General features: G+C 44.3%; 22 protein-coding genes and 1 tRNA gene. 12 read left to right on the forward strand and 11 right to left on the reverse strand.

The features are described from left to right. Positions 1-298: 298 nt before the first annotated feature. From V8Q34_RS04340 to dnaA, 9 genes are all read right to left on the reverse strand, one after another. Positions 299-386, reverse strand: a tRNA-Ser gene (locus tag V8Q34_RS04340). An 85-nt stretch (positions 387-471) separates the two neighbouring features. Next, positions 472-1,188 (reverse strand): lysophospholipid acyltransferase family protein, encoded by a 717-nt coding sequence (locus tag V8Q34_RS04345; protein ID WP_033143165.1) that lies wholly within the window; start codon positions 1,186-1,188, stop codon positions 472-474. Positions 1,189-1,224: 36 nt separating this feature from the next. Next, positions 1,225-1,812 (reverse strand): LptM family lipoprotein, encoded by a 588-nt coding sequence (locus V8Q34_RS04350; protein ID WP_033143166.1) that lies wholly within the window; start codon positions 1,810-1,812, stop codon positions 1,225-1,227. Between the two features lies 1 nt (position 1,813). Then, the gene (gene gyrA / locus V8Q34_RS04355; protein ID WP_033143167.1) at positions 1,814-4,318 is read right to left on the reverse strand and encodes a DNA gyrase subunit A; all 2,505 of its coding nucleotides are present in this window, start codon (positions 4,316-4,318) and stop codon (positions 1,814-1,816) included. Positions 4,319-4,407: 89 nt separating this feature from the next. Continuing rightward, the gene (gyrB, locus tag V8Q34_RS04360; RefSeq protein WP_033143168.1) at positions 4,408-6,336 is read right to left on the reverse strand and encodes a DNA topoisomerase (ATP-hydrolyzing) subunit B; all 1,929 of its coding nucleotides are present in this window, start codon (positions 6,334-6,336) and stop codon (positions 4,408-4,410) included. A gap of 50 nt (positions 6,337-6,386) precedes the next feature. Beyond that, complete coding sequence (recF, locus tag V8Q34_RS04365) at positions 6,387-7,466, reverse strand: DNA replication/repair protein RecF (protein ID WP_033143169.1); 1,080 nt, start codon at positions 7,464-7,466, stop codon at positions 6,387-6,389. Positions 7,467-7,503: 37 nt separating this feature from the next. Beyond that, the gene (locus tag V8Q34_RS04370; RefSeq protein WP_033143170.1) at positions 7,504-7,713 is read right to left on the reverse strand and encodes an RNA-binding S4 domain-containing protein; all 210 of its coding nucleotides are present in this window, start codon (positions 7,711-7,713) and stop codon (positions 7,504-7,506) included. Between the two features lie 32 nt (positions 7,714-7,745). After that, complete coding sequence (gene dnaN / locus V8Q34_RS04375; RefSeq protein WP_033143171.1) at positions 7,746-8,858, reverse strand: DNA polymerase III subunit beta; 1,113 nt, start codon at positions 8,856-8,858, stop codon at positions 7,746-7,748. A gap of 286 nt (positions 8,859-9,144) precedes the next feature. Then, positions 9,145-10,500, reverse strand: a complete 1,356-nt coding sequence (dnaA, locus tag V8Q34_RS04380; RefSeq protein ID WP_033143172.1) for a chromosomal replication initiator protein DnaA — start codon at positions 10,498-10,500, stop codon at positions 9,145-9,147. A 717-nt stretch (positions 10,501-11,217) separates the two neighbouring features. Here dnaA and rpmH point away from each other — a divergent pair. The 10 genes from rpmH (at position 11,218) to V8Q34_RS04430 (ending at position 21,172) form a co-directional block, all read left to right on the forward strand. Next, on the forward strand, positions 11,218-11,352 hold the full coding sequence (gene rpmH, locus V8Q34_RS04385; protein WP_033143174.1) for a 50S ribosomal protein L34: 135 nt from the start codon (positions 11,218-11,220) through the stop codon (positions 11,350-11,352). Between the two features lie 51 nt (positions 11,353-11,403). After that, a complete protein-coding gene (gene rnpA / locus V8Q34_RS04390; protein WP_335834916.1) occupies positions 11,404-11,766 on the forward strand; it encodes a ribonuclease P protein component in 363 nt (120 codons plus the stop codon). Then, entirely contained in the window at positions 11,747-11,956 is a 210-nt protein-coding gene (gene yidD, locus V8Q34_RS04395; RefSeq protein WP_081960513.1) for a membrane protein insertion efficiency factor YidD, read from the forward strand. Before rnpA ends, yidD begins: the two co-directional genes overlap by 20 nt. Positions 11,957-12,061: 105 nt before the next feature. Next, on the forward strand, positions 12,062-13,333 hold the full coding sequence (locus tag V8Q34_RS04400) for a YidC/Oxa1 family membrane protein insertase (protein ID WP_081960514.1): 1,272 nt from the start codon (positions 12,062-12,064) through the stop codon (positions 13,331-13,333). 18 nt (positions 13,334-13,351) lie between these two features. Continuing rightward, positions 13,352-14,209, forward strand: a complete 858-nt coding sequence (jag, locus tag V8Q34_RS04405) for an RNA-binding cell elongation regulator Jag/EloR (RefSeq protein WP_033143177.1) — start codon at positions 13,352-13,354, stop codon at positions 14,207-14,209. 147 nt (positions 14,210-14,356) lie between these two features. Further along, positions 14,357-15,730 carry a tRNA uridine-5-carboxymethylaminomethyl(34) synthesis GTPase MnmE gene (gene mnmE / locus V8Q34_RS04410; protein ID WP_335834917.1) on the forward strand — a complete coding sequence of 458 codons (1,374 nt, stop codon included), beginning with the start codon at positions 14,357-14,359 and terminating at the stop codon, positions 15,728-15,730. 111 nt (positions 15,731-15,841) lie between these two features. Further along, entirely contained in the window at positions 15,842-17,746 is a 1,905-nt protein-coding gene (gene mnmG / locus V8Q34_RS04415) for a tRNA uridine-5-carboxymethylaminomethyl(34) synthesis enzyme MnmG (RefSeq protein WP_148392059.1), read from the forward strand. Then, complete coding sequence (gene rsmG / locus V8Q34_RS04420; protein ID WP_335834918.1) at positions 17,743-18,492, forward strand: 16S rRNA (guanine(527)-N(7))-methyltransferase RsmG; 750 nt, start codon at positions 17,743-17,745, stop codon at positions 18,490-18,492. Before mnmG ends, rsmG begins: the two co-directional genes overlap by 4 nt. Before the next feature lie 10 nt (positions 18,493-18,502). Beyond that, positions 18,503-19,390, forward strand: coding sequence for an AAA family ATPase (locus V8Q34_RS04425; RefSeq protein ID WP_227211562.1), 888 nt, complete (start codon positions 18,503-18,505; stop codon positions 19,388-19,390). Positions 19,391-19,417: 27 nt separating this feature from the next. Continuing rightward, positions 19,418-21,172, forward strand: coding sequence for a cobaltochelatase CobT-related protein (locus tag V8Q34_RS04430; protein ID WP_227211563.1), 1,755 nt, complete (start codon positions 19,418-19,420; stop codon positions 21,170-21,172). Between the two features lie 136 nt (positions 21,173-21,308). Here V8Q34_RS04430 and V8Q34_RS04435 read toward each other — a convergent pair whose 3' ends face one another. Together V8Q34_RS04435 and V8Q34_RS04440 are read right to left on the reverse strand one after the other, a co-directional pair. Continuing rightward, complete coding sequence (locus tag V8Q34_RS04435; protein WP_335834919.1) at positions 21,309-21,857, reverse strand: hypothetical protein; 549 nt, start codon at positions 21,855-21,857, stop codon at positions 21,309-21,311. Between the two features lie 26 nt (positions 21,858-21,883). Then, positions 21,884-22,240 carry an MGMT family protein gene (locus V8Q34_RS04440; RefSeq protein ID WP_186971200.1) on the reverse strand — a complete coding sequence of 119 codons (357 nt, stop codon included), beginning with the start codon at positions 22,238-22,240 and terminating at the stop codon, positions 21,884-21,886. Positions 22,241-22,499: 259 nt separating this feature from the next. Here V8Q34_RS04440 and V8Q34_RS04445 point away from each other — a divergent pair, with 259 nt between their 5' ends. Beyond that, complete coding sequence (locus tag V8Q34_RS04445) at positions 22,500-23,462, forward strand: ABC transporter ATP-binding protein (RefSeq protein WP_033143184.1); 963 nt, start codon at positions 22,500-22,502, stop codon at positions 23,460-23,462. After that, positions 23,446-24,309: an ABC transporter permease subunit gene (locus V8Q34_RS04450; protein WP_033143185.1), complete on the forward strand. Its 864-nt coding sequence runs from the start codon at positions 23,446-23,448 to the stop codon at positions 24,307-24,309. Before V8Q34_RS04445 ends, V8Q34_RS04450 begins: the two co-directional genes overlap by 17 nt. Positions 24,310-24,336 lie beyond the last annotated feature (27 nt).

Below are 24,336 nucleotides of genomic sequence, written 5' to 3' on the forward strand. Positions count from 1 at the left end.
CATCGTTTTGAGCTTGTCAAGAACTTTTTTTTATTTTTTATAGAAGTTTTTTTCTTCTGTCGGATGTTGTCGTTTTTGCGACAGCCATATTAGATTATCACATCTTTTCTGACTTGTCAACAACTTTTTTTAACTTTTTTTCATAATATTTGGAAGTTTCATTTCCTTTCTTATGAAAGTCCGTTACCAGTTGTTTCCATATCGCTTTTGCAACAACTTTGATATCTTATCATATCTTTTGTCGCTTGTCAACAACTTTTTTTCATTTCTTTTTCACTTTAAAAAGTAAAAAAGAAAACGGAGAAGGAGGGATTTGAACCCTCGCACGGCGCAAACCGTCTACACCCTTAGCAGGGGCGCCTCTTCAGCCACTTGAGTACTTCTCCAACGCCTGAATAATTGTTCTTTTATTCAATTGTGCTCATTCACGTGAGCAAAAATTATTATAACCAATGAAATGACATTTGTCAATCACTTTTTCTCATTTTTTTCAATAACTTTTTCAATTCTGCTTTTTACTTCCGCAGCAAGCTCCACGGATTTCATATTTTTGTACTCTTCATAGCAGATCGGCTCCAGAAAATGCACCTGTACTGTCACCTTTTCTATGGATTTCGTATCAAATGGCTTATAGGCGTCAATCAGAGCCACCGGTACAACGGGACACTGTGCCTTCATTGCGCTTTTAAAGCTCCCGCCCTTGAACTCGTGTACATGATTGGGATCCTTTGTCCTGGTGCCTTCCGCAAAGATCAGATAGTTCCTGCCCTCTTTCACCTCTTTTGTCACCTGTATAATAACTTTCATAGCCTGCTTAACATCATCTCTGTCAATGGCATATGCCTTCATACAGGCAAATACCTGCTTTAAGAACGGTATATTCTGAATCTCCTTTTTCATAACAACAGAAAAAGGTCTGGGACATGCTGCCATGATGGAAAGAACATCAAACAGACCCTGATGATTTGGAAAGAACATAAATCCGTTTTTCTCAGGAATATTTTCCTGTCCATGCACATCAATGGTAACTCTTCCGCCCTTAATGGCGCGGCTGTCTATAAAACGCAGTACCTTATAACGTTCTTCTTCTGTATATTTGTCTACATGACTGGCATAGTAGCACAGTTTGAACCACATATAAGGTACCAGAAGGATATTATATGCGACCATCAGCAATATTCTTTTCATAACATGAATTCCTCCGGCATGTTACTGCCTTCCCAATTATTTTGTCATCTCTTTTTTCAGATTTTCCTCAAAGTTGGGATTTTTCCTTACGAATTTCTTATAATCCTTCTCGTAGGTCTTATACTCTTCCGTCTTCATAAACTTTGCAAATTCCTCACTGGAGATCTGACTCATCTCATCTGTGACATCCTTTGCCGGCACTACATGAAACTTTTTGTCTTTCTCCTTCACAAAGTACATGGACATAGAAGGGATTTCCAGAGCTTCTGACTTTTTGTCATCCTTATCCTTTTTCACCAGATTGTAAATAGCATAAACCAGGTCATAACCGTTAAAATTCCCCAGGGATTCACATTTGGTGAAGTCCACCTCTGATGCTCCGTAGGCCTTAAACTGTTTCATATTATATTTTATTTCCTGCGTGATCTCATCCGCGCATTTTTTGTCAGGGTCCAGGCCGAGGCATTTTTTTGCTGCCTCGGTGTCCCCTTTCTGATATGCATTTACAATAGATTTCGTAACGCTTTCCGGTGATTTCGTGCTTACCTTAACGCCGCATCCGCTCAAAGAAAACATAAGCACTATCACCAGAATGCAACATAGAAGCCCTTTTAATCTACGCATTTTACTCTCCTTGGTTCTCTTCTGTCTGGGAATCTGCCTCTGCGGACTCCACGCTTTCACTTTCTTCCTTTTCTCTCACCTTTGCAATGCTGGCAACCGTCACTCCCTCGTTCAGGTCCATAAGCTTCACTCCGGATGTAATTCGTCCCAGAATAGAAATTGTACTGCACTCCAGACGGATCACAATTCCCTCTGTGGTTATCAAAAGAATATCATTTTCCTCATTGACTGCTTTTACTCCGATCACATTACCTGTCTTCTCTGTGATCTTATAGCATTTTACACCTTTTCCGCCTCTGTTCTGGCAGGTAAATTCGCCTACAGAGGTTCTCTTGCCCATACCATGCTCAGAGACGATCAGCAGATAATCCCCCTGACAGTTGAGCTGCATGCCAATGACCTCATCCTCCTCAAGCAGATTGATACCGCGCACACCCATAGATACACGTCCGGTACTTCTTACATCTGTCTCGTGGAAACGGATACACTGGCCGAATTTTGTTATAAGGATAATATCCTTCTTGTTGTCCGTAAATTTTACTTCAATCAGCTCATCGTCCTCGCGGAGGGCAATAGCCGCAAGACCTGTCTTACGCACATTACTGTAATCTTCAATCGGCGTTTTCTTTACAAGGCCGTTTTTCGTTGCCATAAACAGATAATTTCCCTGTTTAAATTCATTGATGGGGATTACTGCTGAAATCTTTTCCTCCGGCTGCAGAGAAAGCAGGTTGATAATGGCAGTACCCCTGGCTGTCCTGCTGGCTTCCGGAATCTCATATGCTTTCATACGGTAAACACGCCCCATGTTGGTAAAGAACATGAGGAAATGGTGGGTAGTGGTCATCAAAAGCTCCTCAATGTAGTCGTCATCAATGGTGCTCATGCCCTTGATTCCCTTACCGCCTCTGTTCTGGCTGCGGAAATTATCAACAGTCATTCGCTTGATATATCCTAATTTTGTCATGGCAATAACTGTGTTTTCCTTTGGAATCAGGTCTTCCATGGAAATATCAAATTCATCGTATCCGATCGAGGTCCTTCTGTCATCCCCGTATTTATCAGATATGCCCAGAATCTCCTCACGGATCACACGAAGCAGAAGGTTTCTGTCCGCAAGAATAGCCTTTAACTCCCGGATTTTTTTAACCAGCTCATTATACTCGCCCTGAAGACGGTCTCTTTCCAGACCTGTCAGTGCACGCAGCCTCATGTCTACAATCGCCTGGGCCTGGGCATCTGAGAAGCCGAATGCCTCCATAAGGGAATCCTTTGCCTCCTGTGTGGTCTTCGATGCACGGATGATACGGATAACCTCGTCAATATGTTCCAGGGCTTTTAACAGACCCTCCAAGATATGTGCACGTTCCTGTGCTTTGTTCAGGTCATACTGTGTCCTTCTGGTCACAACCTCTTCCTGGTGGCGCAGATAATGCTTAAGCATTTCCAGAAGGTTCATGACCTTAGGCTCATTGTTCACCAGTGCCAGCATGATAACGCCGAATGTATCCTGAAGCTGTGTGTGCTTGTAAAGCTGGTTCAGGATAACATTGGCATTGGCATCCCTTCTCAGCTCAATACAGATACGCATGCCTTCCCTGTTGGAATGGTCGTTAATGGCCGTAATTCCGTCTATTTTCTTATCCCTTACAAGTTCTGCCATCTTCTCAATCAAACGCGCTTTATTGACCATATAGGGCAGTTCTGTGACAATGATCTGGCTCTTGCCGTTGGGCAGTGTCTCAATATCTGTGATAGCCCGCACTTTGACCTTTCCGCGGCCTGTGCGGTAAGCCTCCTCGATTCCCCTTGTACCCAGGATCATGGCTCCGGTTGGAAAATCAGGCCCTTTTATAATGGACAGGATTTCCTCCAGCTCGGTTTCCCTGTCTTCTTCAATAATATTGTCAATGATTCTTACAACAGCAGAAATAACCTCCCTCAGATTGTGGGGCGGTATATTGGTAGCCATACCAACAGCAATACCTGATGTACCGTTCACCAGAAGATTGGGGTATCTGGACGGCAGAACCAGGGGCTCTTTCTCTGTCTCGTCAAAGTTCGGAGCAAAATCAACTGTGTTTTTATTGATGTCCGCCAGCATTTCCATGGAAATCTTGCTCAGGCGGGCCTCTGTATACCTCATGGCAGCGGCACCGTCACCATCCACAGAACCAAAGTTTCCGTGGCCGTCTACCAGAGGATATCTGGTGGACCAGTCCTGTGCCATGTTAACCAGTGCCCCGTAAATGGAGCTGTCACCGTGGGGATGGTATTTACCCATAGTATCACCCACGATACGGGCACATTTTCTGTGTGGTTTGTCCGGACCGTTGTTCAATTCTATCATGGAGTACAGAATTCTTCTCTGTACCGGCTTCAGACCGTCCCTTACATCAGGCAGTGCCCTGGATGCAATAACACTCATGGCATACTCAATGTAGGACTCCTCCATCTTTTTCTGTAAGTCCACTTCCTGGACTTTATCAAAAATATTATCTTCCATTTAGCTTCTCCTTAACTCCGCTTCCGTCGTCCGTTCCCTCATTCTGCAGCAAAACAGATCATCGCTGTCTGCCCGGCTGACTCATGGGATCAAATATCGAGATTCTTAACATATTTTGCATTCTCTTCTATGAATTCACGCCTGGGCTCAACTTTGTCTCCCATAAGTGTGGTGAATGTCAGATCTATTTCAGATGACGCCTCATCGTCCATGGTGACTCTTAAAAGAATCCTGCGTTCCGGATCCATGGTGGTCTCCCAGAGCTGTTCTGCGTCCATCTCTCCCAGACCTTTGTAACGCTGGATCCTGTTGTTGCCGTCACGTCCGATCTCATTCAGTATCTCATCCTGTTCCTTCTCGGAATAGGCATAGAAAACTTTTTTATTCTTCTCAATTTTAAACAGCGGCGGTTTTGCCAGGTATACATGTCCCTGTTTTATAAGCTCCGGCATAAAACGGTATAAAAACGTTAAGAGAAGGGTGGCAATATGGGCACCATCCACATCGGCATCGGTCATAATGATGATCTTATTGTAACGAAGCTTACTGATATCAAAATCTTCGTGAATGCCGGTTCCGAAGGCAGTGATCATGGCTTTAATCTCGGCATTCGCGTATATTTTATCAAGTCTTGCCTTCTCCACATTCAGAATTTTACCTCTCAGCGGAAGAATGGCCTGTGTTGCACGGCTTCTGGCAGTCTTGGCGGAACCACCGGCGGAATCTCCCTCTACGATGTATATCTCACATTTGGAAGGATCTTTGTCCATACAGTCAGCCAGTTTGCCCGGAAGGGACATTCCCTCCAGCGCAGACTTTCTCCTTGTCAGTTCTCTGGCTTTTCTGGCAGCATCTCTTGCACGCTGGGAAAGCACGGATTTCTCAATGATCGTCTTTGCAACAGCCGGATTCTGCTCCAGGAAAATTTCAAGCTGGCCGCTCACAACATTGTCCACTGCTCCCCTGGCCTCACTGTTTCCCAGTTTCTGTTTTGTCTGCCCCTCAAACTGCGGGTCCTCTATCTTAACACTGATAATGGCTGTCAGTCCTTCACGGATATCCTCTCCTGAAAGATTTGACTCACTCTCTTTTAAGATTTTATTCTTTCTTGCATATTCATTAAAGGTCTTGGTGAGGGCATTTCTAAATCCCACAATATGGGTTCCACCCTCAGGCGTTGTGATATTATTTACGAAACCATAAGTATTTTCTGTATAGGAATCGTTGTGCTGCATGGCAACTTCCACCACCACGCCGTCCTTTGTCCCCTCAAAGTAAAGAATATCTTCATAGAGTGCGGAATTACTTCTGTTCAGGTACTGCACGAACTCCTTGATACCGCCCTCATAGTGGAAAATGACTTCCTTTGGTTCCTCATCTCTCTTGTCCACAGCAATGATCTTCAGTCCTTTTGTCAGGAAGGCCATTTCACGGAACCGGTGTTTGAGCGTACTGAAGTCAAACACAGTCTCTTCAAATATTTGGGGGTCAGGAAGGAAGGTCACCATGGTTCCCCTCTTATCCGGATCACAGTCACCGATCACTTTTAATTTATAAATAGTTTTTCCACGCTCATAGCGCTGACGGTATACTTTTCCTTCATGAAAAATGGTGACCTCCAGCCATGTGGAGAGGGCATTCACAACAGATGCGCCAACACCGTGAAGACCGCCGGATACCTTATATCCCCCGCCGCCGAATTTACCGCCGGCATGCAGAATCGTAAAAACAACCTCAACCGCCGGAATGCCGGCTTTGTGGTTAATTCCTACCGGAATACCGCGGCCATTGTCTATAACCGTGATAGAATTATCCTCGTTTATAGATACTTCTATGGTATCGCAATAACCGGCCAGCGCTTCATCTACCGCATTATCTACAATCTCATACACCAGATGGTGCAGACCTCTGGCGGAGGTACTGCCGATATACATACCAGGCCTTTTTCTTACAGCCTCCAGTCCCTCAAGTATCTGAATCTGATCTGCTCCATACTCTGTTTTAATCTCTGTGCTCATGCATTTCCTCCTGTTTACCGGCAATGCTCACCGGTTTTCCACTGGTCGTCTCAGGGGGCAACTGTCCCCTCCACCACTTTAAACAATTTATTGATTTCAAATCTTTTATTGACAAAATCATCCAAACCTGTACAGGTTATCATAGTCTGCACATTCCGGATACTGTCCAGCAGGTAATTCTGCCTGCCTGCATCCAGTTCTGACAGAACATCATCCAGAAGAAGGATCGGAACATCCTTTATTTTCTTCTCCACCAGATAAATCTCTGATAATTTCAGGGATAGGGCGGCTGTGCGCTGCTGTCCCTGTGAACCAAACTTACGGATATCAATGTCATTTATTCTAACACATAAATCATCCCTGTGTGGTCCGGATGAAGTATTTCTGAATTTAAAATCTTTTTCCCGGTTTTTCCCCAGCTGTTCGTAGAACTCACCGCTCTTTACATTCGGCTCATAAACCAGTTCAATCTTTTCTTTTCCGCCTGTTATGCTGCTATGTATCCCTCCGATAATATCGTTTATATCACGGATAAATTCATGACGGCTTTCAATGATGGATCTTCCGTAACGTACCAGCTGTTCATCCCACACATCCAGAGTGGCCGCCAGACCGCTTTGAAATCCAATGTCCTTCAGCAGCTTGTTCCTCTGATTCAGAACATGGTTATAACTGGATAAATCAGATAAATACACCTTATTAAGTTGACATAACTCGGAATCAATAAATCTTCTTCTCTCACCGGGACCGTTCTTGATAATATTCAGATCCTCGGGTGAGAAAAATACAATGTTGACAATTCCGAACAGCTCACTGGCCCTTCGGATGGGAATACCGTCAATGGCTATGCCTTTGGCTTTATTCTTTTTCAGATGCATATCTATTTTATGGGATATGCCGTCCTTGTTCACAAACATTCTGATATGGGATTCATCCTGTTCAAACCGGATCATCTCCCTGTCTTTGCTGCCTCGGTGTGATTTCGTGGTACCGCACAGGTATACAGCTTCCAGAATATTCGTCTTGCCCTGGGCGTTGTCTCCATAGAGAATATTCGTTCCCTTGTCAAACTGCAGGGACAAAAGATTGTAATTCCTGTAATTTTTCAGTTCTATAGACTCAATATACATGTAAACACCTGTTGTTGGGATTATAGGATTAGTAAAATTATTTTACTATCTTGATTTCCTGTCCGTCATAAGTTACCAGATCCCCGTCGTAAAGTTTACGTCCTCTTCTGGTATCGGTCTCACCATTGACTTTTACGAGACCGTCCTGAATGACATATTTGGCTTCAACCCCGTCTTCCACAAGATTTGCGGCTTTCAGGGCCTGGCCTAACTTAATAAATTCATCTTTTAATTTGATTATTTCCATTTTTTCTCTCCTAACGGCTTTCAAACCCGTTTTTATCTGCTGACAGCGTTAAAGTTTACAGGAAGGATCAGATAAATATACTGCTCCTCGTCATCCCTGATAAAGCAGGGTGCCTTCGGATTCATGAGATAAATGCTGACTTCCTCGTCATCAATGACTTTCAGTGCATCTATCAAAAACTTGGGATTGAAACCGATGAGAATATCTTTTCCCTCTTTTTCAATATCAATGTCCTCTTTCATGGAACCGATCTGGGAATCAATGCGCAGCTCCATGGAGCCATCCTCAATGTGGATGATAATTGGTTTTTTATCTCCCTCTTTCACAAGAAGGGTTGCCCTGTCGATACAATCCAGAAATTCTCTTTTATTAATTTTAACTTTTGTCTCATAATCACTGGACAGCATCTGGTCAATCTTAAAGTAATCTCCCTCGATGAGACGGGATACTACCTTGGTATTATCAAATTCAAACAAGATATGGTTCTCTGCGAGATAGATATCCACCATATCTTCCATTTCACCGGATAAAATCTTACTGATCTCATTCAGTGTCTTACCGGGAACCACTACTTTTTTATCTGCGCACTCCTCCTTCAAGGCAATTTTTCTGATGGAGATCCGGTGTCCGTCAAGAGAAACAACTCTCAGCATATTGTTTTCAATCTGGAAAAGTTCACCTGTCATCAGTTTATTGTTCTCGTTGGCTGCAATGGAGAAAATAGTCTGTCTGATAATTTCTTTTAAAGTAAACTGCGAAATCCGTACACAGTCATTTTTTTCAATAAACGGAAGATAAGAAAAATCTTCTCCTGATTTTCCCGGAATATTGAACTTGGCTTTTTCACAGGTAATCAGTGTGTTCAGTTTTTCATCTGTTGTAATGGTAACATTATTATCCGGGAGCTTTCTGACAATCTCGGAAAATATCTTGGCATCCAGTGCGATGATGCCTTTTTCTTCTATAGTACCGTCGACGATTGTTTCGATTCCCAGTTCCATATCATTGGATGTGAATTTTATCTCGTTTGCTGATGCGTCAATGAGAATACATTCCAGAATGGGCATGGTTGTTTTTCCCGGTACGGCTTTCATGGCAATATTTACACTTTTTAATAGTTCTGATTTTGGACAAATTAATTTCATGATGTGTATAACTTCCTTTCTGTGCAAAAGTGGCTTTATCTATAAAATATTTAAAAGAAATCCGCAGTCGTAGCCTTAGGGGATGTGAATTTGTGAATAACCCTCGAAACCCGCATAAACTGCGGCTTTCACCGTATGGATAACTTTGTGGGTTAACGTTGAAGTTCAAGTGAATAAGCTGTTGATAAATGAGGCGCCCAAAACCGGGGTTCACGTTATCAACACTTATCCACATGAAAGTCACTGATTATTCACCTAAGGTTGTGGATAGTGTATACCTTAAAGATTACTTGGCGGGATTTATCTTTTTCTTCAATATATCTATGATTTCTCTGGTGGCGTCGTTTTCCTCCACTTCCCGCTCTATTTTATTTATGCCGCTCATGATGGTCGTATGGTCACGTCCGCCCAGGCTGTCACCGATGATCTTCAGCGTAGTCTCTGTCATGTGGCGGCACAGGTACATGACAATCTGTCTTGGATATGCTATTTTTGAACTCCTTTTGTTTCCGGTCAGGTCTGAAGGAGTGAGATCAAAGTGTTCTGCTACTATATTAATAATGAGTTCCGGTGTTATAGTTCTCTTCTGGTTTGGGGATATGATATCTTTCAATACTTTTTCTGCCAGAGCCAGATTGATCTCCCGGTTCTCCAGGTTTGCATATGCCATGATCTTGTTCAGAGAACCTTCAAGTTCACGGATATTTGACTTTACATTCTGTGCGATATACTCGATGACCTGGTCGTCAATCTGGTATCCGTCCAGCTCCTCCTTCTTTCGGAGGATAGCCATTCGGGTTTCAAAATCAGGTGAGGAGATATCCACGATCAATCCCCACTCAAACCTGGAACGAAGCCGGTCCTCCAGGATTTCCATATCTTTCGGAGGCTTATCTGAGGAGATAATAATTTGCTTTTTGGCTCCGTGCAGGGCGTTGAAAGTGTGGAAAAATTCTTCCTGGGTGGATTCCTTTCCTATAATAAACTGTATATCATCGATCAGCAGTACATCTATGTTCCGGTATTTTTCCCGAAACTTGGACATAGTTGAATTATTGCCGTTACGGATGGATTCAATCAGTTCATTGGTAAAATATTCACTGGTCACATACAAAACCTTGGACTGCGGTCTCTTCTGCAGCACAAAATGTGCGATGGAGTGCATCAGATGGGTCTTTCCAAGACCAACACCTCCATATATAAAGAGGGGATTATACACTTCTCCCGGGGATTCTGCAACGGCGACGGAAGCTGCGTGTGCCAGTTTGTTATTGCTTCCGACTACAAACGTGTCAAAAGTGTATTTTGGATTTAAGTTGGCTTTTTCAATACTTTCATTTACTGCAGCGGAAGATACGGGGGTATCCGCCGTTTCCGGCGGCACGTCATCCGGTAAGATCAAAGCAATTTCATAGTCTTCTCCCACGGTCTCTGTAATTGCCACTTTTAATGGAAGAAGATATTTGTTGGCAATATAGTTAATACCGATCTGCCCTGTGGGGACAATGATGGTTACGGTGTCCCCCTCCACTTTGTGGACTGTCAGGGATTTCAGCCAGGTATTAAAAGAGACATCAGATAACTGATGCTCCGTTTTTATCATATTTAATATGTCTGTCCATTTTTCCTGTATTAAATGCATTTTGAATTCTCCCGATATGAAATAATTATTTCAATCCACATTTTGAGTTAAAAAGTCAACTCAAAATGAAATCTTCCTCTTTGTACAAGCACACAACAATAGAAAGTACGCGTCTGCGGACTTTCTATTGCAAAAAAACGTATTATTATCTATATATTATAATAAAATAGAATTTTTAGCAATGAAAAAATATTTCTAAACAGAAATCCACAAGGTTATGTTAATAATGTGGATAAAACCGTGTGGAAAATGAGGATTGTAAAGTTAAAAACATTGTGGAAAAAGAGAGATGTGAGAAATGTGTATAACTTTATTTACATCTTCCACATGGCGAAAATATGGATAAATCAAGGCTTTTTTGTCGAAAAGGGCAAAAAAGCGTGGGGAAAACGAAAAAGTTATCCACAAGTTATCCACAATTTGTGGATAACGTTACGTAAACCAGAAATGTGTGAATAACTGTGGGGATAATCATTTCAGGGATATGATCCAGGGAATACTTTCCACAGGTCAGTATTTTGGAATGTGGAAAACGTGTGAATACACGGATTTCAGCCTATTTTCGTGATAAATATATTTAAATAAAAAAATAAAATATATCTTGACGAATCAGGGGTTTACGAATATAATTGAAATGATGTTTTCTATCATGCATAATCATAGGAATACTATCTGAAACAATAGATAGATATTTGGTTTAAAGGAGGTGCCTGGAATATGAAAATGACATTTCAGCCAAAAAAGAGAAGCAGATCCAAAGTTCATGGATTCAGAGCAAGAATGAGCAGTAAGGCCGGAAGAAAAGTTTTAGCTGCAAGAAGATTAAAAGGAAGAAAAAGATTATCAGCTTAAGACCGCAGATATGTGGTCTTTTCTTCTCTTCTTTTCATTAAAGGATGGTTTATGAAGTATTCGGAATCGTTAAAGAAAAACAGAGATTTTCAACTGGTTTATAAAAAGGGAACATCATTTGCAAATCGTTACTTAGTTATGTATGTGTTAAAAAACCAGTTGGACAGAAACAGAATTGGTATATCCGTAAGTAAAAAGGTAGGCAACAGTGTTGTGAGACATCATTTGACCAGGCTTCTCAGAGAAAGCTACCGATTAAACGAAGAAAAATTCAAGTGCGGATATGATATTGTTGTAGTAGTCAGGGTAAATGGAAAGGATCAGGGATTCCATTCCATGGAGAGTGCGCTTTTGCACTTAGGTAAGTTAACAAAGACCATAAGAAGTGAAGAGAATGAAGACAGTATTGATTAAGATGATTCGGCTTTATCAGAAATATTTATCCCCGTTAAAGAGAACCCGTTGTCCCTATATACCCACGTGTTCTCAGTATGGATTAGAAGCAATTGAGAAGTATGGTGCAGTAAAAGGTAGTTTATTGGCTTGCTGGAGAATATTAAGGTGTAATCCATTTTCAAAAGGCGGATACGATCCGGTACCATAATTGTTGTTTTATCTTGTTAGGAGATAATTATGCACCGCCGTTTTCTTAAAAGGCGGAATGCTTGAGAGATGAAGGTGACAAACCGGCTATAAGGAGGAAAATATTTTGGTTGCGTTGCTAACAAAGAGTACAATGCCGATTGTAAAATGGGTCGCTGAAGTAATGGGCTGGCTGATGAACGGCATTTACAGTATCGGGGTCACAAACCTGGGCCTCTGCATTATTTTATTTACGATTATTATTTATATGTTCATGACGCCTCTGCAGATCAAACAGCAGAAGTTCTCTAAGATGAATGCAGTCATGTCCCCGGAATTACAGAAAATAAACAAGAAATATAAAGGCAAAAAAGACCAGAACTCACAGATGAAGATGCAGGAAGAGACCATGGCCGTATATGAAAAGTACGGTGTATCTCCTACAGGAAGCTGTCTGCAGATGGTTATTCAGATGCCTATCTTCTTCGCTCTGTACCAGGTTATCATCAAGATGCCGGGATACATCGGAGGAATTAAGCACATGTTCGATTCCGCAGTTGTTAAAATCACAAATGTTGACGGATATGTGGGAATCATCACGGAATTTATTAAAGAGCATGGTATCAGAAGTTATAGCTGGCCCACAAATGGCAAGGGTGTAAATGATAACCATGTCATTGACTTTTTATACAGTCTGTCCCCCTCCCAGTGGGCAGATCTTGGCGATGTGGACAAGTTCAGCGGTTTTGCGCAGACCTTGAGTGACACTGCGGGTAAAATCCATCCCATGCAGAATTTCCTGGGACTGAACATAGCGGACACACCGCTTTCCCTGATCAAGACAGGATGGAGTGAGCACACGTATCTTCTGATCGTTGCTGCGATCATGATTCCGCTGTTGTCCTGGCTGACTCAGATGCTGAACTTAAAATTAATGCCCACAGCAGCAACAGATGACACAAACAGCCAGATGAATGCCACAATGAAGGGTATGAACACTTTCATGCCTCTGTTTTCCGCTTTTATCTGTTTCTCATTCCCTGTAGGTATCGGTATCTACTGGATCGCCGGTTCTGTGATCCGCTGTGTACAGCAGCTTGTCATTAACAGACATCTGGACAATATGAATATGGATGATTTCATTAAGAAGAACCAGGAAAAGATGGCTAAGAAGCGTGCAAAAGCAGGACTTCCGCCGCAGAAGATCACGCAGCAGGCTAAGATGAATGTAAGAAACATTGAGGAGCCGAAGAAGACAACCGCTGAGGACAGAAATGCTGCAGTTCAGAAATCTACCGAATATTACAAGAATGTGCAGAATGCAAAACCGGGAAGTTTAGCTTCAAAGGCAAACATGGTTGCTCAATTTGATCAGAAAAACAAATCTAAGAAGAAGTAGGGGTAAGGGGGAAGAAGCATGGAATTCAAAGAATTTTCTGCAAAAACTGTAGACGAAGCGATCACAAAAGCTTGTCTGGATTTTGAGACCTCCAGTGAAAATCTGGAGATTCAGGTTTTATTTGAAGGTAGTTCAGGATTTTTAGGATTCGGAGCCAAACCGGCCAGGATCAATGTTCGCAGAAAAGAAGTATCCTTACCAGAAGAACCAGTAATTGAAGAGGCTGTTCCGGTAAAAGAAGAGAGAAAAGAAGCACCAAAGGAAGAAAGAAAAGAAGCGAAAAAAGAGTTCAAGAGCGAGCCGAGAAGAGAGCCTAAGAGGGAGCCGAAAAAAGATGCCAGAAAGGCAGAGGCTTTCAAAGAGGATGTAAAACCGCAGCATGAAGAGCGGAAGGTCGTTGAAAGAACAGAGGAAGAGATCACAGCTGTCAAAGCAGACGCGGAGAAGTTCTTAAGCGGCGTGTTTAAAGCCATGGAGCTTGAAGTTGAGATCAAGATGGAATATAAGAGCGCGGAAGGCAACCTGGAAATTGAATTTTTAGGTGAGGACATGGGCATTCTTATAGGCAAGAGAGGACAGACTCTGGATTCTCTGCAGTATCTCACAAGCCTTGTTGTCAACAAGGGAAGACAGGGATATATCCGTGTGAAGCTGGATACTGAGGATTACAGAAACAGGAGAAAAGAGACTCTGGAAAATCTGGCAAAGAGCATTGCCTACAAAGTCAGAAAGACCAGAAAACCGGTTTCCCTGGAGCCGATGAATCCCTATGAGAGAAGAATCATCCACTCTGCATTACAGGGCAACCGCTACGTGGAGACTTACAGTGAGGGAAATGAACCTTACCGCCACGTGGTTGTAAAGCTGAAAAAATAATATATATTAAGTATGATTATTCTAGGTGAAAGCGTGAATAATGGAGAATAAATTTCTCTGCGCTTTCGCCTGGAATTTTTTTGATTTTGACTATAAATTTACGTTACCTGTGTTAATGTTGAAATAGAATCAGAGGAGTTGAAGAAAATGGCAGATACCATTGCAGCAATCGCCACAGCTATGACGGCATCGGGAATCGGAATCATCCGTATGAGCGGTCCCGAAAGCCGCGGGATAGTCCGGAAGGTTTACCGTTCCAAAGGCGGCAGAAAGCAGATTGACAAGGAACCGTCACACACCATTCACTATGGGTTTATCTATGACGGGGAGGAAGAGATTGATGAGGTGCTGGTCATGCTCATGGACGGCCCCAGAAGTTATACCGGTGAGGATACGGTGGAGATTGACTGCCACGGCGGTGTTCTGGCCATGAAACGGGTGCTGGAGACCGTGATAAAATACGGCGCCCGCCCTGCAGAGCCGGGGGAATTTACAAAAAGGGCGTTCCTAAACGGAAGGATAGACCTGTCCCAGGCTGAAGCAGTGATTGATGTGATCAATGCCAAAAATGAATATGCGCTGAAAAGTTCCCTGAACCAGTTAAAGGGGTCTGTGCAGAAGGTGATCCGGGAAATCAGGGAGAGTATTATCTATCACATTGCCTATATTGAGTCAGCTCTGGATGACCCGGAGCATATCAGTATAGACGGATACGGGGAGACCCTGGAAAGAGAAGTGGCTGTACAGAAATCCAGAATCGAGAGACTGCTGGAAACTGCCGGGGAAGGCAAGATGATGAAGGAGGGTATCAAGACCGTCATTGTGGGCAAACCAAATGCGGGAAAATCTTCACTTATGAACCTTCTTGTGGGAGAGGAGAGAGCCATTGTAACGGATATTGCGGGGACTACCAGGGATATTCTGGAGGAGACCATTGTCCTGCACGGCATTTCTCTCCGTATGATAGACACAGCCGGTATCAGGGATACAGAGGACCGTGTGGAACAGATTGGTGTGGGAAGAGCAAAAGAGTACGCAAAGGATGCGGACCTGATCCTCTACGTGGTGGATTCCTCTATCCCCCTGGATGAGAACGATGAGGAGATCATCTCCATGCTGGAAGATAAGAAGGCAGTCATTCTGCTGAATAAGACGGATCTGGATACAGTGGTCTCAGAGGAAAGCCTGAGGCTGCGGATGAACCATCCGGTGATACCTGTATCCGCCAAGGAGGAGCAGGGGATCGATGTGCTGGAGCAGCAGATCAAGGATATGTTCTTTGAAGGCGAGCTGTCCTTTAATGATGAGGTATATATTACAAATATCCGCCATAAGACGGCTTTGGAGGACGCTGTGAAAAGCCTGGAGCTTGTGGAAAACAGCATTGCCATGCAGATGCCTGAGGATTTTTTCTCCATTGACTTGATGAACGCATACGAGAGTCTGGGAACCATTATCGGAGAGTCTGTGGGGGAAGACCTGGTAAATGAGATATTTGCGAAGTTCTGTACAGGAAAGTAAAAATACGGCAGTGTTATCCACAAAAATCATCATATTTTATCGAAAATGTGGATAACAAAGTTCAAATAGAAAAATCATGTGAATAGTTATTTCAGAAAGGAAGCCATTAGAATGAACAATCTGGTTGAGAATTACGATATCGCCATTGTGGGTGCGGGTCATGCCGGCTGTGAGGCTGCGCTTGCCTGTGCACGTCTGGGCCTTGAGACCATCATGTTCACAGTGAGCGTGGACAGTATTGCGCTGATGCCCTGCAATCCCAACATAGGCGGGAGTTCCAAGGGCCATCTGGTGAGAGAGATTGATGCCCTTGGCGGTGAGATGGGAAAAAATATTGACAAGACCTTTATCCAGTCAAAAATGCTCAATGTATCGAAGGGACCTGCCGTCCATTCCCTGCGCGCCCAGGCGGACAAGCAGGAGTATACCAGGAGTATGAGAAGGGTACTGGAGAACACGGAACATCTCACCATCAAACAGGCCGAGGTGACAGAAATCCTGGCGCAGGAGCATAAGGCAGCAGGTGTAAAGACGTATTCAGGAGCCGTGTATCAGACAAAGGCTGTGGTGCTCTGTACCGGAACGTATCTGAAAGCCCGCTGCATCTACGGTGATGTAAGCAGTTATACAGGCCCGAACGGTCTGCAGGCTGCTAATTACCTGACGGAATCCCTGAAGAATCTGGGTGTGGAGATGTACCGGTTTAAGACGGGAACACCTGCCAGGATTGATAAGAGAAGTATTGATTTTTCCAAAATGGAAGAACAGTTCGGGGATGAGAGGGTGGTTCCCTTCTCCTTTTCGACCGATCCGGAAGATGTACAGATTGACCAGGCATCCTGCTGGCTTACTTATACCAATGAAAAGACGCATGAGATCATCAGGAATAACCTGGACCGCTCCCCTCTGTATTCCGGCATGATCGAGGGAACAGGGCCGAGATACTGCCCGTCTATTGAGGATAAAGTGGTAAAATTCGCGGATAAGAACAGACATCAGGTATTCCTGGAGCCGGAAGGGCTGTATACCAATGAAATGTATGTGGGCGGCATGTCCAGCTCCCTGCCAGAGGATGTGCAGCATGAGATGTATCACTCCGTACCCGGACTTGAGAATGCAAAGATTGTAAGGAATGCCTATGCCATAGAATACGACTGTATCAATGCAAGACAGCTTTATCCAACGCTTGAGTTTAAGGAGATAAAAGGGCTTTTCTCAGGCGGACAGTTTAACGGAAGTTCCGGTTATGAGGAGGCAGCAGCCCAGGGGCTTGTGGCAGGGATCAATGCGGCCATGGAGGTGCTGGGACGGGAAATGCTCATACTGGACCGGTCCGAATCCTACATCGGCGTTTTGATCGATGACCTGGTGACTAAGGAAAATCATGAACCTTACAGAATGATGACAAGCCGGGCGGAATACCGCCTGCTCCTCAGACAGGACAACGCGGACCTGCGCCTCAGGGAAAAGGGATATCAGGTGGGTCTGGTGAGTGAGGAGGAGTATCAGTATGTACTCTGGAAGAAGCAGAAGATAGAGGAGGAGGCAGCCCGTGTGGAGAACACCTTTGTAGGTGCTTCAAAGGAAGTGCAGGAACTTCTGGAATCCTACGGAAGTACACTGCTGAAAAACGGCTCCTCTCTGGCAGAACTGATCAGGCGTCCGGAACTTTCTTACAAAATTCTGGCGCCGCTGGATAAAAAAAGGCCGAAACTTCCTGAGGATGTGGCAGAACAGGTAAACATTAACATCAAGTATGACGGTTATATCCGCAGGCAGTTAAAACAGGTGGAACAGTTTAAGAAACTGGAGACAAAACGTCTGCCTGAGGACCTGGATTATGAGGAAATAAGCGGATTGAGGATAGAGGCAAAGCAGAAGTTAAAGGAATACAGGCCGGTATCCATTGGACAGGCGTCCAGGATCGCAGGCGTATCCCCGGCGGATATATCGGTACTGCTTGTATATATGGAATCTTACAGAAGAAACGGAATTCATAAGGAGGCGGATGCATGAGTGAAGTGACAAATCAGGAACAGAAGGCATACTGCCTGGATATACTGGAGAATGGCTGCGGGGAATTGGGGCTGACCTTAACAGAGGAACAGAACCAGCAGTTTGTGCGCTACTACGAGATGCTGGTGGAATGGAACAAGGTCATGAATCTGACGGGAATTACGGAGTTCGAGGAAGTTTTGACCAAACATTTTGTGGACAGTCTCTCTATTGTAAAAGCCCTGGATATGGAGAATATAAAATCCTGCATTGATGTGGGAACCGGAGCGGGATTCCCGGGGATTCCCCTTAAAATTGTATTTCCCCACCTTCAGGTGACACTTCTGGATTCCCTGAATAAACGTCTTAAATTTTTGGATGCCGTCATAGAAGACCTGGGGCTTGAGGGCATCCACACCGTGCACGGACGTGCAGAGGACGGGGCCAGAAGGCCGGAGCTCAGGGAACAGTATGATCTCAGTGTTACCAGGGCAGTGGCAAGGCTATGTACCATCAGTGAGTATTGCATGCCTTATGTAAAGGAAGGCGGCTTCTTTGTAGCTTATAAGTCAGGCAGAGTGAAAGAGGAACTTATGGAGGGGAAGAAAGCAGTATCTGTACTGGGAGGAAAGCTGGAGAAGACAGAAGAATTTCTCCTTCCGGGAACAGATATGGAGCGTTCCCTTGTAGTGATTCAGAAGGCAAAGCCTACACCGAAGAAATATCCGCGCAAAGCGGGAACTCCGGCGAAGGAGCCTATTTTGTGAGGTGAGCAGAATGGAATTGAAAGAAAGCCTGAAAAAGAGAGTAGAACTGTTTAAGAAAGAAAATCCTGTTGCTGACAAGGTAAAGGACAGGATCACTGCACCTTCCATGCCGTTTTTCGGGGGGGAAATTTTAGAGAAAGCAGTGACAGCCATTCTGGAGGGGGAGAATATCCTTCTCTGCGGAGACAAGGCCACGGGAAAGAATGTACTTGCCGAGAATCTGGCATGGATTTTCGGAAGGCCGCTTTACAATGTATCTTTCCATGTGAATACGGACAGCAGCACTTTGATCGGCACAGATACCTTTGTGGGCAATGAGGTAAAGCTTCGGAAAGGGCCTATTTACCAGTGCGCCAGATACGGGGGATTCGGAATCCTGGATGAGATCAATATGGCAAAGAATGATGCAGTGTCCGTCCTTCATGCAACGCTTGACTACAGGCGGGTCATTGATGTACCGGGATATGACAAGATAGATCTGGACCCGGCTACGCGGTTTATTGCTACCATGAATTATGGGTATGCGGGGACTAAGGAGTTAAATGAGGCCCTGGTCTCCAGGTTCATGGTGATCAATATGCCGTCCATGACGGAGGACAGGCTCATGGGAATCTTAAAGAGCGCGTTTCCTGATGTGAAGGACGGGGCACTTGAACAGTTCTCAGGACTTTTCCTGGATCTGCAGCTCAAGGCAAAAAACGGAGAAATTTCAACCAAAGCGGTGGATATGCGTGGACTGATTGGGGCATTGAAGCTGATAAAAGGCGGTTTAAACCCGGTTGATGCCATTGATATGGGAATCACGGATAAATGTTTCGACGCGTTTGAGAGAGAGCTGATCGCTGATATCGTCATGACCCGGATTCCTGAGGAGTGGACCAGCAGCGACGTATTTTAAACAGACGCATATGGGGAGATGTATTGTATGGAAAACGAAGATAGATGGGAAGCAGAGGCAAACCGTCTGGATATCCAGAACAGGATCAGGAATCTCATGTGGACGGTCAGCCAGGATTATGAACTGGACATTGAGGTGGATCCGGAGGCCTGGCAGAAGTCAAAATACATTGCCTTTTATGATGCTGTCCGGCATGGAGGATTTGCCAGGTATTTCAGCGTTGAAGAGTATGAGTCTTACATAACCAAAAAGGTCTATGCCGGATGGGAACCATCTGTGCTCCTTGCACTGGGAAGATTGTGTATTGACTGCGCTGTGTATAAAAAGCTGGAAAAGGAGCGGCGCGGCGTGGCGTCCATACGGCGCAAAGCCATGCGGGATACGCTGGAAAAGGACAGCATGAGGCTTACGCATACGGATTGGGGTAATATAGAAGCATGCTATCTGCGGTATATGCTGGATAAAACGGAGGCGGATGAGAGAAACCAGAGACTGATAGAGCTTATCTGTACGCTGGAAGACGCAGAGGATACTTCACAGATTGTAAATTGTCTCGGTGCTGTATATGAGGGGGCATATGCCAAGGGATTTACGAAGAAGTTCAAGGGCCTCAGCGAGGAACTCAGGGATTCTGAGGAGAACAGCAAAGAGTATACGGATAAAGAGAATCTGGAGGAGGAATCCGAGGAGAGTGAGGATGAGCATAAGGTAAATCTTTTTACCGATGAACTGATGGAGGAGGAAGAGCTGCTGAACCGGCACAAGGCAAATGTAATCGTGCTGGACGAGGAATCTTCCGCCCGCCTGGATGAGTATGTGGAGCTTAATTATGGAAGGAGCTATCTGTCTGTCCAGGAACAGAAGCATCAGAACAGCCAGGTCTGCAGGGGCAGCCATGAGGGCTGTCGTCTGCATTTTACAGACGGGCTGCTGCACGGGGATCTGGAGGAGAGCGCCAAGGCTGAGTATGTAAAAAAGGTCAGAGATGATAATCTCAGGGTGCTGAATCTGAACCAGATGGTGACCAGACAGAATGTGCAGATGCTGGCAAATACACTGAAGCGGGCACTTCTTACCAGAAATGAGAGGGAAGTGGTGTCCAGTGAGTATGGGAGTATCTGTGCAAGAAAGTTGTGGAATCTGGGGAGGACAGACAACAGAAGGCTGTTTGAGCGCGAAATTATACGGGATAACACGGATTTCGCTGTGGAGATATTGATTGATGCAAGCGGCTCCCAACAGGGCAGACAGGCCCTTGTAGCGCTTCAGGGATATATTATCAGTGAGGCCCTGAGCATTGTGAGGATTCCGCAGAGAGTTATGGGATTCTGTACTTTTGGAGATTTTACTATTATGCAGAGATTCCGGGATTATGAGGATGACAGGGCCGCAAATGAGAGAATCTTTGAGTTCTACGGTTCTGCCAATAACCGTGACGGGCTGGCTGTGAGAGCGGCGGCGGAAAGCCTGGAGAAACGGAAGGAAGAGAATAAGATTCTGATCGTACTCAGCGACGGAAGGCCAAATGATGTGATCGCAGGAAGCCTGAGGGGGAGTAAGAAGGAGGCTTATTGTACGGAATTTGCGGTGAAAGATACGGCTACAGAAGTGCGGAAGCTCAGGAATAAGAGGATTGCAGTGCTTGGAGTGTTTGCCGGGGAGGAGGAGGACCTGCAGGCAGAGAAGAAGATATTCGGGAGAGATTTTGCTTATATCCGGGATATTGGGAATTTTGCTAATGTTGTGGGACGGTATTTGAAGAGACAGCTTCTGGATGTTTAAAAGCGGCTGGCGGGGAATAGGGTTTGTTTCGTGCCCTGTCCTCCTGCCGAGCCTCCTTAAATCCGCTGAGGGGGATGTGGCAGCGGGAGGATAGAGCGCGGAGCGGAATGCGGCAGCAGGAGGCCGGTATTAGTGGTCAGAGAGTTGGTAAGGGGTGTTTTTTCAGGAAAGCCTGGGTGTTGGTAATGCCTTCCGTGAGGACGGACTGGTAGACATCCATGCTGGTGTATTTGTCATAGCGATAGAGACCTTGGGAGAGAAGGTCTTTTTTTATTGTTGTGATGGCTGTTTTCAGGGATGGAGTCTGGCGGCAGAGCATGGTTATGTTGTCGCAGTAAGCTTCGGCTTTGGTAATGGTTTCCCGGTCAAAAAACCAAAGATCAAAGTTCCAGAGTTCATCCATGAATAGGGCGTGAAAGCCGTGGAACCAGACCGTTTTGCCCTCATCGTTGATTTCCTCGCGGGCTTCGTACCAGGTGGGGCGGAAGGTTGTCAGGATATAGAGTGTAAGTGAATGAAGTTTTTCAAGGGTCATAGAATCGTTTCGGATGTCGATGTCCAAATCGTTGTAAACCATCATATCCATACGGTAGCTGCCGATGGGGTGAGGTTCACCGTATTTTTTCAGTTCTTGGCAGAGCCTGGTTTCGTGGAGGAGTTTATCTGCTTTTTCTTTTATTGTCATAATTTTTCCTTTCATTTTTTCAGAATTCAGATGTTGTGGGCGGTGAAGTAGGCACGGAAGCGCACGGCGTCGTCCAGGGTGTGGTGCCAGCCGTATTTTTTCAGATCAATGGTGTGCTCCGGTGTTACGGGGACGCCTTCTTTTTTCAGGAGGGATTCCTGAGTGTGGGGAAATGTAAAGGAGGCGGAACCTGAAAGATATCCTCTGTGGTTTACAACGCGGTGCGCAGGGATTTCTGGGGAATTCAATCTTTTGTTCAGGGCGTAGCCAACCTGGCGGGAATGGGTGGGCATGCCGCATAACAGGGCAATTTGGCCGTAGGTGGCAGCCCTGCCGCAGGGAATCTGCCTGCATACATATTCTACTCTTTTGTAAAAATCCATCTTGGTTCCTCTTCTGCAGTAAGTGTTTGTTTTCTTGAGCATACGATAATTTTTTTGAAAAGTCAATGCAGGCAGATGTGTGACAGATCTGTCGAATGATTGAGAAATTGTGCGAATGTTTGAAATTTAGAGTTCTGGATGAAAAAGGTCTGGTAATATTTCACAGAAAAATCACAGTCTTACCTAATTTTTATCACAATTAAAAAATAAAATTAGAAAGGTCAGATTATGGAAGCACAAGATTAAAGGAGGGAACATTTTGATTGAAGTAAGGAATCTTGTAAAAAAGTACGGAAATCATGTGGCAGTGGACCATCTGAACTTTACTGTGGAAAAAGGTAAAATTTACGGGTTTCTGGGACCAAATGGCGCCGGAAAGTCCACTACTATGAACATGATCACAGGATATATTGCGTCCACAGAGGGAGATATTCTGATTGACGGACATAATATCCTGGAGGAGCCTGAGAAGGCTAAAAAATGTATCGGCTATCTGCCCGAGCTGCCGCCTTTGTATCAGGATATGACAGTGATGGAATATTTGAAATTTGTGGCAGAGCTGAAATCCATTCCAAAGGCAGAAATAGAAAAGAACATATCCGAAGTTATGTCAACTACTAAACTGGAAGAAATGAAATACAGGCTGATCAAAAACCTGTCCAAAGGGTACAAGCAGAGAGTTGGCCTGGCACAGGCACTTTTGGGATATCCCGAAATTATCATTCTGGATGAACCCACAGTGGGGCTTGACCCAAAACAGATCATTGAGATTAGGGATTTGATCAAGAGTTTAGGTGAAAAACATACAGTTATCCTCAGTTCACATATCCTATCAGAGGTTAGTGCTGTATGTGATCATGTGCTCATTATTGATCGTGGCAGACTGGTTGCCAGCGATTCACCTGAAAATCTGAGTAAGGTTATGACAGGTGCAAATTCCCTTGAACTTACAGTAAAAGGACCGGAAGAGGAGATCAGAAAAGCGCTTGATATGGTGGACAATATAGAAGAACTTATCTATCATGAGTCCATGGTAAAAGACGCCTGTGATTTTACGGTCAAGATAGCCGGGGACCAGGACGTAAGGGAGAATATATTCTTTGCCCTGGCGGAAGCGAAATATCCTATCTTAAAGATGCAGTCAACGAATATGACATTAGAAGAAGTGTTCTTAAAGCTGACAGATAGCGGGGAGGAAAAAGAAGATGCTGGCGATATATAAGAAAGAAGTGAAGAGTTACCTTACATCCATGGTAGGTTATGTGTTTATGGCATTTATATTACTAATATTAGGTATTTATTTTACTGCATATAACCTGAACTATGCAACACCGGATTTCGGAGCAACTTTGAGTTCGGTTACATTTATATTTTTGATCATAACACCGGTACTGACAATGAGGATACTGGCAGAGGAGAAGAAAAATAAGACAGACCAGTTACTCTTTACTTCACCGGTGGCAGTTTGGAAAATTGTGCTGGGAAAATATCTGGGGATGGTCACGATCTATGTGATCCCTGTTATCATTGCTGCCTGCTATCCCCTTATTATGGGGAAATACGGTACGGTATCTTATCCTATGGCCTATACGGCTGTGATCGGCTTTTTCTTCCTGGGATGCGCCAACATAGCAGTGGGATTATTTTTATCCTCTGTCACAGAGAGTCAGGTTATTGCAGCTGTCCTTACATTCGGCGTTCTTTTCTGCAGTTATGTGATGAACGGAATTGAGTCCTTCTTCTCCCAGACAGCAGTGAGCTCTATGCTGGCTTTTGTGGTGATTGGGATTATAATTGCGTTCATTGTTTATCAGATGACAAGAGATGCGATCCTTACAGGCGTTGTGGGAGTTATATTGGTGGGAGTTACTGTGGTTCTGTATTTTGTAAAGTCTTCTCTTTTTGAAGGCGCCATACAAAAAGTATTGGATTTACTGGCGATCGCAAATCATTTTGATAACTTTGTTGGCGGTATACTGGATGTGACAGGAATCGTATATATGCTTTCCGTAATATGCATTTTTGTATTTCTGACAATTCAATCCATACAAAAACGGCGTTGGAGCTGATTTTGGAGGTCGAAGAAAGGAGAAAAT

The organism is Blautia sp. JLR.GB0024, from assembly GCF_037000545.1.
GTDB lineage: Bacteria > Bacillota > Clostridia > Lachnospirales > Lachnospiraceae > Blautia > Blautia celeris.